Annotated in this window: 11 protein-coding genes, 1 tRNA gene and 1 pseudogene; 7 read left to right on the plus strand and 6 right to left on the minus strand. The window is 70.6% G+C overall.

What is annotated here, in order from left to right; translation table 11 throughout:
- Positions 1–40: 40 nt before the first annotated feature.
- The 5 genes and pseudogenes from NDAS_RS25915 (at position 41) to NDAS_RS25930 (ending at position 3,753) form a co-directional block, all read left to right on the plus strand.
- On the plus strand, positions 41–898 hold the full coding sequence (locus NDAS_RS25915) for a helix-turn-helix domain-containing protein (protein ID WP_071620946.1): 858 nt from the start codon (positions 41–43) through the stop codon (positions 896–898).
- A gap of 183 nt (positions 899–1,081) precedes the next feature.
- A complete protein-coding gene (locus NDAS_RS29100; RefSeq protein ID WP_014912962.1) occupies positions 1,082–1,204 on the plus strand; it encodes a DLW-39 family protein in 123 nt (40 codons plus the stop codon).
- 260 nt (positions 1,205–1,464) lie between these two features.
- Positions 1,465–1,537: transfer RNA gene (locus NDAS_RS25920), tRNA-Ala, on the plus strand.
- 903 nt (positions 1,538–2,440) lie between these two features.
- Positions 2,441–2,734 (plus strand): annotated as a pseudogene (locus NDAS_RS29620) (WhiB family transcriptional regulator); the annotation flags it as partial.
- 377 nt (positions 2,735–3,111) lie between these two features.
- The gene (locus tag NDAS_RS25930) at positions 3,112–3,753 is read left to right on the plus strand and encodes a DUF1707 and DUF4870 domain-containing protein (RefSeq protein ID WP_013156228.1); all 642 of its coding nucleotides are present in this window, start codon (positions 3,112–3,114) and stop codon (positions 3,751–3,753) included.
- Between the two features lie 249 nt (positions 3,754–4,002).
- Here the strand turns inward: NDAS_RS25930 and NDAS_RS25935 are convergent, their stop codons facing one another.
- A complete protein-coding gene (locus NDAS_RS25935; RefSeq protein ID WP_013156229.1) occupies positions 4,003–4,635 on the minus strand; it encodes a hypothetical protein in 633 nt (210 codons plus the stop codon).
- A gap of 405 nt (positions 4,636–5,040) precedes the next feature.
- On the opposite strand from NDAS_RS25935, the gene NDAS_RS25940 reads away from it, so the two are divergent.
- Together NDAS_RS25940 and NDAS_RS25945 are read left to right on the plus strand one after the other, a co-directional pair.
- Positions 5,041–5,565: a peptidylprolyl isomerase gene (locus NDAS_RS25940; protein WP_013156230.1), complete on the plus strand. Its 525-nt coding sequence runs from the start codon at positions 5,041–5,043 to the stop codon at positions 5,563–5,565.
- 37 nt (positions 5,566–5,602) lie between these two features.
- Positions 5,603–6,523 carry a rhomboid family intramembrane serine protease gene (locus tag NDAS_RS25945; protein ID WP_013156231.1) on the plus strand — a complete coding sequence of 307 codons (921 nt, stop codon included), beginning with the start codon at positions 5,603–5,605 and terminating at the stop codon, positions 6,521–6,523.
- A 290-nt stretch (positions 6,524–6,813) separates the two neighbouring features.
- Here NDAS_RS25945 and NDAS_RS25950 read toward each other — a convergent pair whose 3' ends face one another.
- From NDAS_RS25950 to NDAS_RS25970, 5 genes are all read right to left on the minus strand, one after another.
- Entirely contained in the window at positions 6,814–7,068 is a 255-nt protein-coding gene (locus tag NDAS_RS25950) for a cell division protein CrgA (RefSeq protein ID WP_013156232.1), read from the minus strand.
- 350 nt (positions 7,069–7,418) lie between these two features.
- Positions 7,419–9,260 (minus strand): Stk1 family PASTA domain-containing Ser/Thr kinase, encoded by a 1,842-nt coding sequence (pknB, locus tag NDAS_RS25955; RefSeq protein ID WP_013156233.1) that lies wholly within the window; start codon positions 9,258–9,260, stop codon positions 7,419–7,421.
- Between the two features lie 78 nt (positions 9,261–9,338).
- Complete coding sequence (locus NDAS_RS25960; RefSeq protein ID WP_013156234.1) at positions 9,339–10,835, minus strand: serine/threonine-protein kinase; 1,497 nt, start codon at positions 10,833–10,835, stop codon at positions 9,339–9,341.
- Positions 10,835–12,289, minus strand: a complete 1,455-nt coding sequence (locus NDAS_RS25965) for a peptidoglycan D,D-transpeptidase FtsI family protein (protein WP_013156235.1) — start codon at positions 12,287–12,289, stop codon at positions 10,835–10,837. The genes NDAS_RS25960 and NDAS_RS25965 overlap by 1 nt, the downstream gene beginning before the upstream one ends.
- Positions 12,286–13,695, minus strand: coding sequence for an FtsW/RodA/SpoVE family cell cycle protein (locus NDAS_RS25970; RefSeq protein ID WP_013156236.1), 1,410 nt, complete (start codon positions 13,693–13,695; stop codon positions 12,286–12,288). Before NDAS_RS25970 ends, NDAS_RS25965 begins: the two co-directional genes overlap by 4 nt.
- Positions 13,696–13,697 lie beyond the last annotated feature (2 nt).

The raw sequence follows: 13,697 nt of genomic DNA on the forward strand, positions 1-13,697 counted from the left end.
GTGGTACACCTCCGCCACTCTGCGTCATGGGATCATCGTTATGACCAGCCCCACGGTCCGTCGTCGACGGCTGTCCGCCGAACTCCGCCGCCACCGCGTACGGGCGGGTATGACCCTCAGCGACGTCGCGGACGAGCTGGAGTGGTCCCCGGCCAAGCTCGGACACATCGAGACCGGCATCCGCAAGTGGCCGTCGGTCATGGAGATCTCCGCCCTCCTGCGCCTGTACGGCGTCACCGGAGGGCAGCGGGAGGCCATCCTGACCCTCGTCCGGGAGTCGCGCCTGCGCCCCTGGTGGACCGAGTACGAGGACGTCCTGTCCTCCGCGTACGTGGGCAACGAGGCGGGCGCCGTCTCCGTGCAGTCCTACGCGGGCATACTCGTCCCCGACCTCCTCCAGGTGCCCGACTACACCGCGGCGGTGGCGCGGGCCCTGGGCCACGGCGAGCGCACCGTCGAACGCATGGTGGCCGCCTACCTCAAGCGCCAGGAGGTCCTGGACCACGGCGGCCCCGACCTCGGTTCCTCCGGAAGCCTCGTCCGCTACCACGCCATCGTCGAGGAGGACGCCCTCCAGCGGGTGTCCGGGAACCGAGAACTGCTGCGTGCGCAGACCAGCCGCATCGTGGAGTTGGCCACCGGGTCCGATCGGGTGACGGTCCAGCTGCTGCCGACCTCGGCGGGCCCGCACCCCGGCGTCGCCGGGCCCTTCTCCGTCCTGGAGTTCGACGAGGACGAGGCCGCCCTGGCCTACGTCGAGGCCACCCAGGGCGGCTCCATCGTGGAGGCGGAGGAGTCGGTCGCGGTCTGCAAGAGGGTGTGGTCCGAACTCACGCGGATCGCTGCTTCTCCGCAGGCCAGCCTGGGTATTCTCCGTCGGATGGCGCTGCTGACCTGAGGCCTCGCTCGCGCTCCTCACGTATCGGGCTCAGAAGTTGGTGGAAATCGGTCCACTGTGGCGGGGACCGCTCCCGACGGCTTGCTAGTCTGCTTGGTGACAACCTCATAAAGTTCTCCGCGGAGCCCCCGTCCCGGACGGGAGCCCGCGTTGACGCACCGGATCAACGAAAGGGTCCAGACAGTGAAGAAGATCATCGTTCTGGCGCTGGTGGCCCTCGGGGCTTTCGCCGTCTACCGCAAGATCCAGGCGGACCGCGCCGAGCTCGACCTGTGGACCGAGGCCACGGCGGCCAGCGAGAGCTGACCGGCGGGTCTCCTGGCCGCCCTGCGCGGCCGTGGAGCTTCCACAGGGCGAACCGGGGACCGGCGAGAGCCGTCCCGGCCCGCTCGTGAGTGACACGAAGACGTGGGTGGGCCGATGATCCCGAGGTGCGACCCACGGCTTTGTGCTGCTCCCGAGCTGCGAACCGTGGCTTCGTGCGCGGGATCCCGGCCGGGTGAGCGGGACCGCCCTCCGATGAAGGTATGCTCTCCAGAGTGACCAGGGCTCGCGCCCGGGTTCATGGGGCCATAGCTCAGCTGGCAGAGCGCCGGTTTTGCATACCGGAGGTCAGGGGTTCGACTCCCCTTGGCTCCACCCAGGAAAAGCGCGGATCAGGCGTTGTGACGGGGACTCCCTACGGGGGTCCCCGTTTTCTGTTGCGGGTGGCCGGACCGGACGCGGGCCGTGTGGCGGCGGAGCGCGTCGTCTCGGCGAGGCCCCGGGGGCACCCCTTCCCGCGGTCTCCGGGAGCCCGCGGGAGTCCACGCGGCGAGCCGCTCGCGGACCCGGCCGGCTCCGCGCCGCGCTCTGGCCGGAGGGTCTTGCGGCCCTCCCGTGCGGGCTGCGCGGCTCTCGGAAGATACGTCACGAAAAAGCGGAATGGGCGTTTCGCGTCAACCCGTAAAGACTCTTCCGCCGCCGAAGTCCACGGAACTGCTTTTGTTACTATTCGGTAGTTCCGGTTCGTCCGTCAAGGTGGGAAATGGGGGGCGGGTGCGGTCGCACGGTTCGTACGACCGAGGGGTCCGTATAGCCCGTTCGGGTGACATGGATGACGCAGAGTCCACTTCGCCCGGTCGCGTCCGGGTACCCGGTCCCACCGGTCAGGCGCTATGAATCCGCAGGTCATCACCCGTGTAATGGAAAGTCGGGGTGGTGTCTTCACGTCTTCGCGCAGCGGGCTCGCCTCTACCATATGCAGTTACTCTGCGTGTGTGTATGATGACACTTCCCCTTGGTGCAATGGTCCTACTGGGCCATATGAGAAATAGGCCTCTTGGGGTCTGTTGGTGAACTGGGACGAACCGTAGTTTCGACACCAGCGACAACGAGGAAGACAGCGCGCCGAAACGATCGACCCCCGAAGACGAGCCTGGCGGCCCCCGCCCGGCCTCGTGACACCGTCCTCGGATCGGTTCGCTTCTCCTCACCCGCCGGCGGTCGCGCCAGCCGGCGGATTCCGATCACCACACATGCTGATCTTGGGAGTGGGGCAACATGTGGAATGAGAAGATGGCGGCCCGTGCCAAATGCCGCGAGATCGACCCGGACGCGCTGTTCGTGCAGGGTGCTGCGCAGAACCGCGCCAAACTGATCTGCCGGGGCTGTCCGGTCCGGACGCAATGCCTGGCGGAGGCGTTGGACAGCCGTATCGAGTTCGGTGTCTGGGGAGGCATGACCGAACGCGAGCGCCGCGCCCTGCTGCGTCGGCGCAAGGACGTCACCAACTGGTACGAACTGCTCACCAGCGCCGAGCGCCAGTACGAGCGGGAGCAGGCCGAGCAGGAGCCCCCGACCTCTCCGATCCCGGCCGCGGCTCCGGCCCTGGCCTCCTGCCCCGACCCGGAACCGACGCCGGCTCCGGACCCGGCCAGGGTCGTCGCGCCGGTCCCGACCGGGATGCCCTCCGCCGTCGCCGCCCGGTGACGACGGGCTCCCGGGGAGGGGAGCCCCAGCGGCCCGGGGCCTTGGGCCCCGGAGGCCCGGCGGCCTGACAGCCGGGAACCCGACAGACGAAAGTCGATGCGGCCTCCACCGAAAGGGGGAGGACCGGATCAGGGGAGGATCAGGGACGGCCCCGATAGCCGTGGCCGTTCCTATGGCGCATCATGAGGGGAGTACGGCCGATCCGTGCCGTACTCCCGTCGCCGTTGGGAGTGGGAGTGGCTGTGCAGGACCCTCAGTATCCGGCGAGGCGCCCCTGGGAACCGCAGGCCAGGCCGCAGATCCGCCTCACCGACGCCGAACGCGACGCCGCGATCACGGTTCTCCAGGAGGCCTTCGGCCGCGGCCAGCTCGACGAGGAGGAGCTCGACGAGCGCACCGACAGGGCCATGCGGGCCAAGTTCGGGGCCGACCTGGTCCCCCTCACCGAGGACCTGGGCGTCACCCCGGCGGGGACGCCCCGGGCGGCCCCCGGCCCGTCCGGCCGGTTCACCGGCCCGGGAGGCCGCCAGAGGACCGACTCACGTGAGCCCCTGCCGAGCACCCCGGTCGACCGGGTCGTGGCCGCGGTCGGGCACGCGGGGAACTACTTCCTCCCCGTCATCGCGCCCCTCCTGCTCCTCCTCGTGAGCGACAGGATCTCGCCCTACGTGCGGCGCCAGGCCATGGAGTCGCTCAACTTCCAGCTCTTCTGCGTCATCGCCGGACTCACGAGCCTGGCCCTGTTCTGGCTCGTCGCGCCCCTGCTGGTGACGCTGGCGGTCGCCCTGGGCTGGGCGATCCTCCCGGTCGTCGCCAGCATCTCCAGCCTCTTGGGCAACGACTGGCGCTACCCCCTGATCCTGCGCGTCCTCAAGGACTCCTGAGGACCCGGCCGGAGGCGGGTCGGGGCGGTCGGGGCACCGCCTCCGAACGCCCCGGAGCCGCCGCTGTGGACCGCACGGACGCCCCGGAGCCGGGCGCGGCGGTCCACGCTCATCCCGCCCGCGGACACACCCCCCGACACGACGAAGCCGGGACGGAAGGAATCCGTCCCGGCGGAGGGAGGGTAGCCAGTCCGGGGGCGGGGTCTCCCCCGCACGGCACGGCTGTCCGTCTCTCGTCGCTCCCCGCGATCAGCCCTGGTGGCCGGGCTTGCCGTTCTCCTTGGCCCGGTTCTCGCCCGCGGCGGTGCGAACGGTCTCCTTGGTCTTGTTCTTCGCGGTCTTGGCCGCCTTGGCGGTCTCCTCCACGGCCTCCGTGGCCTTCTCCGCCGTCGCCGAGGCCCGCTCCTCCAGGTTCTCCCGCGTCTCGCGGACCTGGTCGCGCGCCTGGTCCAGGTGCTCCTGCCACTCGGCGTCCTGGGCCGCCTGGCGCATGCGGACCAGCGAGTACACGACGATGCCGCCGACCACGGCGGCGCCGCCGATCAGGACCCCCCGGGGAACCCGGCGGTTGCCCCGCCGGAGCAGCATGAGCCCGCGGCGACCCGGGTTCGGGTCCACGCGGTGGGCGGCCGCGGTGAGCACCTCGGCGACCCGCGGTGCCACGGTGTCCTCCACGCGCAGCGCGGCGTTCTCCAGCCGGGGTGCGGTCCAGCCGCGCGCCTGGAGGAGCTTCAGAGCGGCCTGGTCGCGTGCCTGGTCGGCGTACGGACCAAACCGTTCGGCCTGTTCCCGGGCTTTCTCCCGGGCCATGCCCTGCAGACGAGCCAAGCTCGCCTCAGTCTCTTTCTTGCGTGCCTTGAGTCGCTTGGAAGAGGTAGGCACGTCGTCAGCTCCTTCGGTCGTTCACCGGTTCTGCGGTCTCCACCCGGTGCGGCCGACGCTCGACTCCACACGGATGGTTTCTCCGTCGTCCTTACCCGTTACCCGGGTGTTATCTCAACATACGTCCTCTCCGTGTGTGATCTTCGTTTCGACACCGGCCGAGGGTTTTTCTCCTGTCCGCCCGCCGCGAACGGCGGGCCCGGGAGGAGGGGAGACCACCCTCCGGGGTCGGTCGGGTGCCCGGGGTGAGAGGGGTCCGTCCCGAAGCGGACGGAGTCCCGGACGCGGTGGGCGCGGGACCGGCGAGCTGCCCGGACGCAGCGCGACCGCGGCGGATCCAGGACGAGCCCGGGGGACGGACGGGTAACGTGAGCACGTAAACGAAGTCGACCGAAAGGCACGTAGGTGTCCGACTCCACGGCTCAGCCCACCGCGCGGCTGAACACCTCCAAGGGAACCATCGTCATCAGGCTGTTCGAGAAGGAGGCGCCGGAGACGGTCGCCAACTTCATCGGTCTGGCCGAGGGCTCGAAGCAGTGGGTGGACCCCACCACGGGCAAGCCCTCCAACAGCAGCCTCTACGAGGGCACGATCTTCCACCGCGTCATCGACGGTTTCATGATCCAGGGCGGCGACCCGCTCGGCACCGGCCGCGGCGGCCCCGGCTACAAGTTCAAGGACGAGATCCACCCGAACCTGCGCTTCGACCGTCCGTTCCTGCTGGCCATGGCCAACGCGGGCCCCGGCACCAACGGCTCGCAGTTCTTCGTCACCGTGGACAAGCCGTACTGGCTCGACGGCCGCCACACCATCTTCGGCGAGGTCGTCGAGGGGGACGACGTGGTCACCGCGATCTCCCAGGTCGAGACCGACTCCCAGGACCGTCCCCGCGAGGACGTGGTGATCAACAGCGTCGAGATCACCCGATAGCGGTGACGGCGCCCCGGCTCCGAGGAGGAACCCGCCCATGACCGCATCCCCACCGCCGTCCGGAGCGGCTCCGGAGCCGGAGCGCCCGGCCCCGCGCACCTGCTACCGCCACCCCGACAGGGAGACGGGGGTCAGCTGCAGCAGGTGCGAGCGGCCGATCTGCCCGGACTGCATGGTCGAGGCGTCCGTGGGCTTCCAGTGCCCCGGGTGCGTCTCGGAGGGGAACCGCGGGGTGCGCCGGGCCAGGACCGCCTTCGGGGGCAGGGCCGTCGCCAAGCCGTACGTCACCTGGACGATCCTCGGCATGATGGCGGCCGGGTTCCTCGCCCAGCTGGGTACGTCCACCCCGATCGGGCAGGCGGGCGCCTCGCCGCTGGTCTGGGAGTTCGCCATGCTCGGCATCGGCCGGGTCGAGGACGGAACCCTGCTCGGGGTGCTCCCGGGCGAGTGGTACCGGCTCCTCACGGCCGCGTTCCTGCACGGCAGCATCTTCCACCTGCTGTTCAACGGGTACGCCATGTACCTGCTGGGAACGCAGCTGGAGCGCTGGCTGGGACACGTCCGCTTCCTGACCCTGTGGGTGCTCGGCGCGTTCGCGGGATCGGTGCTCAGCCTCCTGGCGGAGCCCAACCAGTTCTCGGTCGGCGCCTCCGGAGCGATCTTCGCCCTGTTCGGGGCGGTGCTCGTCATCGGCAGGCGGCTGCGCCTGGACCTGCGCATGATCGGCGTCCTGCTGGTGGTCAACCTCGTGCTGACCTTCGTGGTCCCCAACATCTCGTGGACCGCGCACATCGGCGGGCTGGTCGCCGGGCTCGCGCTCGGCGCCGTGTTCGCCTACCTGCCCGGCAGGTCCGCCGGAAACCGTGCCCGTACGGTCACGCACGTCCTGCTGGCGGCGGCGTTCGCCGCCCTGCTCGTGGCCCTGGTGGTCACGGCGCCGCTGATCATCCTCCGCTGACGGCGGAGAGGCCGGGGCCCGGAGGAGCCCTCCTCCGGGCCCCGCGTCCGCGGACACCCCCGCGCCGCCAAGGGGCCGTGCGACGACTCCTCCCGGCCCCGGAGGACATCCCCGCGCGGCCTCCGGCCCCCTGTGTGCGGGCATGCCGAAGGGAGCTACCCACAGCCTGTGGATAACTCTGTGGAAAACCCGTGTCGTTGCTGTTCACCCGGGTGCGGACACGCCAGTGGAGAGCACCCGGAGGAGGGTCCGCCGTCGTCGCCGGGCGATCCGACCGCCCGGCCGGGGGGTCAGTGCCAGCGCGTGGACAGGATGACGGCCACGATGATGCCGCTGAAGCCGATCAGCAGGTTCCAGTTCTGCCAGTCCTGCATGTAGGGGATCTGGCTGCCCGCGATGTAGTAGACGGCGATCCACAGGATGCCCAGCGTGAAGAAGCCGAGCATCGCCGGTGCCAGCCAGCGCGGACTGACCTTGGGCTTCTCCTTCGAAGGAGGCGGTGTGTAGACGGCCTTCTTCTTGCGATCGCTGCGGGACTTGGGCACGGTCGCTGCTCCAGTACGTGGGGCGGGTTCCTGAACGAGAACACAGTCTACGCCCCGGGGGGAGCCCCCGTCACCGGCGGGACGTACCGGATCCGCGTCGGGTTCCGGAGGCGCCGGGTCGTGCTCCCAGGCGGCCGGGTGCTCCCCCGCCGCCCCTCGGCCTCGCGGGGGACGGGAGCCGACTCCCGTCGATGCGGGCCGCAGCTCCCCCGGGCTGTGCGGGGGCGACCCCGTACGGTCCGGGGCCCACGTCCACGGCGGGTGCCCTCCGCCCTGGACGTGCCCCGCACACGACGGCGGGCCGCCCCGTGCCCTCGCACGGAAGCGGCCCGCCGTCACGCCCTGTCCGTTCAGTCCCTGCGCATGGACGGGAACTCGAAGCCGCCGTCGTCGCCGCCGGGCGGGGTCTGGCCCCCGTCCTCACCGCCGGGAGGGGTCTCCCCGCCCTCACCCGGAGGGGACTCGCCGCCGTCGTCGCCGTCCGACGGCCCCTGAGTGGCCGGTTCGGTGGCGAGCACGACGTTCACCGTGCTCCCGGGCGCCACGTTCTGCCCCGACCCCGGGTCCTGCCGGATGACCGTGCCGACCGGGCCCTCCGTGCTCGGCTCCTCGGAGAAGGAGGCGCTCAGGTCCCTCTGCGCCAGCGCCGACTCCGCGCCGTCGCGGGTCATGCCGACCAGGTCGGGCACCTGTACCTGGTTGGGTCCGGAGGAGATCAGCAGCGTGATGTCGGTGTCCGGCGCGACCGCCTCCCCGGCGGCCGGGTCGGTGCCGATCGCCTGGCCCTCGGGCACGCTGTCGTCCGCCCTCTGTTCGGAGGTGACGTTCTCGAAGCCCGCGTCGTTCAGGGTGCCGGTCGCGTCGGACTCGGACTGGCCCTGCACGGACGGGATCTCCAGGGCGTCCGGGCCGCTGGAGACGTACAGGACGATCTCCTCGTCCACCGGGACCTCGTCGCCGGCGGGCGGGTCGGTCTCGATGACCTGGCCCTCCTCGACGTCCTCGCTCGCCTGCTGCTCCGGGGTGACGTTCTCGAAGCCCGCCTCGCTCAGGGAGGACTGGGCCTCCGCGACGGTGGACCCCGCCACGTCCGGTACCGCGGCGGTCTGCGTCTCGGGATCCCCTCCCCCCAGGTTCATCAGCACGAACACCAGGATCAGGGAGGCGACCACGCCGACGCCCAGAAGGACCCACAGCGCGGTCTTGCCGCGGCCGTCCTTCCCGCGGTCGTCGTAGCGGTCGTCGTAGTCGTCGTCGTAATCGTCGTAGTCGTCGTACCGCTCGGCGGGCGCGGGCGGCATCGCCGTCGTGGCGCCGGCGGCGGCCATGGCCATGGTGCCCGCCTGGGTGGGCATCCCGGCCAGGCCGCGCTGGATGTCGGCGCGCATCTCGGCCGCGTTCTGGTACCGCTCCTCGCGGTTCTTGGTCATCGCCCGGAGGGTGACGTCCTCCAGCCAATGGGGGATCTGGGGGTCGATCTCGCTCGGCGGGACCGGCTCCTCCCGCACGTGCTGGTAGGCGATCGAGACGGGCGAGTCGCCCGTGAACGGCGGACGGCCGGTGAGCAGCTCGTAGAGCACGCAGCCGGTGGAGTAGATGTCGCTGCGCGGGTCCACCCGCTCGCCGCGCGCCTGCTCCGGGGACAGGTACTGGGCGGTACCGATCACCTGGGAGGCCTGCGTCATCGTCGCCTGGTTGTCGTCCATGGACCGGGCGATGCCGAAGTCCATCACCTTGACGTCGGCGTTGCGGGTCAGCATCACGTTCGCGGGCTTGATGTCGCGGTGGACGATCCCGTTGTCGTGGCTGTACTCCAGCGCCTTGAGGATGCCGTCGACCAGCTCCGCCGAGCGCTCCGGCAGGAGGCGGCGGTCGTCGTCCAGCAGCTCCTTCAGGGTCCGCCCGTCCACGTACTCCATGACGATGTAGGGGATGGACACCCCGTCGATCATGTCCTCGCCGGTGTCGTACACCGCGATGATGGCCGGGTGGTTCAGGGAGGCGGCGGACTGCGCCTCCCGTCTGAACCTGGCCTGGAAGACGTGGTCGCGAGCCATGTCGTGTCGGAGGGTCTTGATGGCGACGAGCCGGTCGAGACGCAGGTCGCGTGCGCGGTAGACCTCGGCCATGCCGCCGCGCCCGACGATGGTGTCGAGCTCGTAGCGTCCGCCGAGGAGCCGGGGCTGGGACATGTCGTGTAGTGATCCTCGTGTCTTCCGGAGGCCGCCCGCGGGCCGCCGCCTACCCTGAACGTCTCTCGCTCACGGTCTCTAGGTGGTGCCTACTTCTTCTCCGCCGCCGTTGTTACCGCCACTGCCGTCGTCACCGCCGTTGTTTCCCCCGCCGTTGTTCGGCGGGGGCTCCGGGGTCTCACCCGTGCCGGGGTCGGGCGGAGGGCTCTGGCCGCCCTCGGAGTCGTCGTCCTCACCGTCTTCGGGGGCGTCGCTCTCCTCGGCGTCCTCGTCCGGGGAGGGGCTCGGACTCCCCACCGGGTCCTGCGGCTGCGTATTCCAGCCGGTGTCGCCCTCCGGGGCCATGGGGACGTCCGCCGGGGCGGACTCCACGGGCTCCTCGGTCTCCTCCGGAGAGGAGGAAGGGCTCGCCGCGGGAGGGTCGACGGTGTCGCGCATGTTGCCCACCTCGGACCTCCCGTTGGACAGGAATCCGGCCACCACCGCGGCCGCGATGATGATCGCCGCGGCCGCGGCCGCGAGGATCACGGGCACGCTGACGCGGCGGCGCCGCTCCGGTGCCCCGGCCAGCCTAGCCGACGCGTCCTCCTGACCGGCGACGGCGGTCGGCTGCCCCCCGGTCCGGTACGTCATCGAGCCGGAGCCGGGTCCGGTCACCGCTCCCACCACGGCGGTCTGCGCCATCCCCTGGAACCCGGTGGAGGGTGTGGGCGGACCGGTTCCGGCGTTGGAGCGGATCACCGCGGCCGTGTGCGCGACCTCGCTGGCCGACGCGGGCCGCTCCTCGGGCTCCTTCAACAGGAGGGAGGACACCAGGTGGTTGACGTCGTCGGGCACGTCCTCGGGCAGTTCCGGCGGCTCGTCGCGGGTGTGCGCCAGGGCCAGCGCCACCGGGGTGTCGCCGGTGAACGGCGGTGTTCCGGCCAGGCACTCGTAGGCCACCACGCCGAGGGCGTACAGGTCCGAGGAGGAGGTCGCGGGCCTGCCCGAGGCCTGCTCGGGGGAGATGTACTGGGCGGTGCCCATGACCATGCCGGTCTGGGTGAGGGTGACCGACATGTCGCCGCGGGCGATGCCGAAGTCGGTCAGCTTGAGCTGGCCGTCCGGGGTGACCAGCAGGTTGCCCGGCTTGATGTCGCGGTGCACCACGCCGCGCGCGTGCGCGGCGGCCAGGGCCTTGGCCGCCTGGTACACGAAGTCCAGGGTCTGGTCCGCGCTGAGGTGGCCCTGCTCGCGCAGGACCTGCGAGAGCGGTTCGCCGACCACGAGTTCCATGATCAGGAAGGCGCGGCCGTTCTCCTCGCCGTAGTCGTAGACCTGGGCGATCCCGGGGTGGGAGAGGCCGGCGGTGATCCGGCCCTCGGTGCGGAACCGTTCCCTCGCCGTGGGCTCGGCCATCTGGGAGGGGTGCAGCAGCTTGACCGCCACGGGCCGGTTGAGCAGGGTGTCGGTGGCCTTCCAGACCGTGCCCATGCCACCGGAGCCCACCTGCTCCTCCAGGCGGTAACGGTCGCTCAGAACGGTCCCGGTGAGGTCACCGGGACCGTTCTGGGAAGACGGTTCGTAGGCGCTCACTACTGAACCACTGCCTCCATCATCTGCCGGGCGATCGGCGCGGCCAGCTCGTTGCCGCTGCCGCCGCCGTACTCGACCACGACCGCGACCGCGACCTGCGGGTCGTCAGCCGGGGCGAAACCGATGAACCAGTTGTGGGTGGGGCTTCCGTCACCGGTCTCGGCGGTACCGGTCTTGCCCGCGACCTCCATGCCGGAGATGGCCGCGTTGGTACCCGAGCCGCCCGGGCCGGTCACCAGGGTCATCATCTCGGTGAGGGACTCGGCCGTGCTGGCGCTGACCGCCTGCGAGTAGCTCTCCGGGCTGGTCTGGGTGACCACGGACAGGTCCGAGTCGCGCACGGTGTCCACCGCGTAGGGCTTCATGACCTCACCCGAGTTGGCCACGCCCGCGGCGACCATCGCCATCTGGAGCGGGGTCGCCTGCACGTTGGACTGGCCGATGCCGGCGCGGCCCAGGATGTTGCGGTCGGTCTCCACCGGAGCGCTGCTCGGGATCACCGACAGCGGGACCGTCAACTCCTCCTCGCGGTTGAACCCGAAGGCGGTGGCCTGCTCCGACAGGGCCTCTCCGCCCATCTCGATGGCCCAGTTGGCCATCGAGGTGTTGCAGGAGATCTGGATCGAGTGCGCCAGGGTGTCGGGCTGGCCGCCGTTGCAGGTCCCGCCCGGGGTGGCGTTGGGCAGCGTGCCGCCCAGCTCCAGCACGTCGGGCGCCTCCTGGGTCGTCTCCGGGGTGGCGCCCAGGTGCTCCATGGCCGCCGCGGCGGTCACCACCTTGAACGTCGAGCCCGGCGGGTAGAACTCGTGGAGGGCCCGGTTGAGCAGCGGCTTGCGCGGGTCGGCCTCCAGCTCCGTGTAGTTGGTCACGGCCGCGTCGATGTCGGTGATGCTGACGACCTCGTTGGCGTCGTAGGACGGGTAGGACACCGCGCCCAGGATCGCCCCGGTGCTGGGGTCGAGCGCCACGGCCGCGCCGTTCTTGTCGCCCAGGCCCTGGAAGGCCTCGTAGCCCGCCTGCTGCACCTCCGGGTCCAGGGTGAGCTGGACCTGGGCGCCCTCGGGCTCGCGGCCGGTGATGATGTCGCGGAAGTTGCGCACCGCCAGCCGGTCGTCGCTGCCGTCGAGCAGCGAGTTCTCGGTGAGTTCGATGCCCGAGGCGCCGTAGGTGCGGAAGGAGCCGACGATCGGCGTGTACAGGCCGCCGCCCTCGTACATGCGCTGGAACTCCGCGGGCTCACCCTCGCCGGCGATGTTGTCCGAGTAGGCCACGTTGTCGTCCGCGACCAGGATGGGGCCGCGGGCCTCGCTGAGCCGTTCGGTGAACTGGCGCCGGTTGAGCGGGTCGTCCTTGATCGCCTGCGCCTGGAAGCCCTGGAGCCAGGTGACGTTGGCCATCAGGATCAGGATCAGGACGAAGGCGAAGATGCTGAGTCTGCGGATCGGTGTGTTCATCGTCGGATCACCTGTGTCGCGCCCTCGTCCTGGATGGCCTGCGGTGCTGGGCGCCTGGCGTTGTCACTGATGCGGAGCAGGATCCCCATCATGATCCAGTTCGCCAGCAGCGCGGAACCGCCCGCCGCCATGAAGGGCGTGGTCGAGCCGGTCAGCGGGATCACCCGGGTCAGGCCGCCCAGGACGATGAAGACCTGGTAGGCGAGAAGGAAGGCGACACCGCTGGCCAGCAGCTTGTTGAACGCGCCGGTGGTCGCGAGCGCCATGCGCATGCCGCGCTCCACCAACAGGCCGAGCACCATGAGGATGGCGAGCAGGCCGGTCAGGCCCAGCTCCTCGCCGATCGTGGCGAGGATGAGGTCGCTGTCGGCGGCGAAGGTGTCGTACAGGGCCCCCGCGCCCATGCCGGTGCCGAAGAGGCCGCCGTAGGCCATGCCCACCAGCCCCTCCACCAGCTGCTGGCTGCCGCCGACCGCCTCGTACACCTCCTGGTCGAAGGCGTTGAGCCAGATGTTGACGCGGGCCTGGACGTGCCAGAAGAGCAGGTAGGCCACGAACGCCCCGGCCGCGAACAGGAGCAGGCCGATGGTCACCCACGAGGAGCGCTGGGTGGCCACGTACAGCATCGCCAGGAACGTGCCGAAGAGCAGCAGCGAGGTGCCCAGGTCGCGCAGGAGCACCAGCATGCCGATGGCCAGCACCCAGCCGACCAGGATCGGTGCCAGGTCGCGCGCCCGGGGCAGTTCGATGAGCGTGAAGCGGCCGATCTTGATCGGCTTGCCGACGATCTGGAGCACCTGGCGTTTGCTCATCAGATAGGACGCCAGGAAGATCACCAGGGCGATCTTGGCGAACTCCGACGGCTGCATGGTGAACGGCCCGATGCCGATCCACAGCCGGGCGCCGTACACCTCCTGGCCCAGGCCGGGGATGATCGGCAGGGCGAGGAGGATGATCGCGACCAGGCCGCTGACGTAGGTGTAGCGCTGGAGGACCCTGGGGTCCTTGAGGAAGATGATGATGAGGAAGCACAGGACCAGGCCGATCGCCGTCCACATCAGCTGCGAGCCGACCCCGGCGCGCTCGATATCCTCGGCCTCGCCCGCCTGGATCCGCCAGATCATCGCCACGCCGATGCCGTTGAGGAACAGCGCACAGGGCAGGATCAGCGGGTCGGCGTAGGGCGCCACGAAGCGCATCGCCACGTGCGCGGCGGCGGACAGGGCCGCGAAGGTCAGGCCCACCGTCCACATCGCGCCGGGGACCTGGCCGTTGAGGTTGACGCCCGCGATCGCGATGCCCGCCATGGTGATGACGATGGCGAAGAGGATGAGGACCAGTTCGGCGTTGCGCCTCTTGACGGGTGGCAGCGCGGTGGGCGCCTCGGGTTCGGAAGCCTTACTCACGC

It is taken from the genome of Nocardiopsis dassonvillei subsp. dassonvillei DSM 43111 (assembly GCF_000092985.1).
Lineage (GTDB): Bacteria > Actinomycetota > Actinomycetes > Streptosporangiales > Streptosporangiaceae > Nocardiopsis > Nocardiopsis dassonvillei.

Excerpts from the sequence above, each read along its gene's own strand:
- NDAS_RS25915 (WP_071620946.1), top strand. The coding sequence starts at position 41 with ATGACCAGCCCCACGGTCCGTCGTCGACGGCTGTCCGCCGAACTCCGC.
- NDAS_RS25945 (WP_013156231.1), top strand. The coding sequence starts at position 5,603 with ATGACCGCATCCCCACCGCCGTCCGGAGCGGCTCCGGAGCCGGAGCGC.
- pknB (WP_013156233.1), bottom strand. The coding sequence starts at position 9,260 with ATGTCCCAGCCCCGGCTCCTCGGCGGACGCTACGAGCTCGACACCATC.
- NDAS_RS25965 (WP_013156235.1), bottom strand. The coding sequence starts at position 12,289 with ATGAACACACCGATCCGCAGACTCAGCATCTTCGCCTTCGTCCTGATC.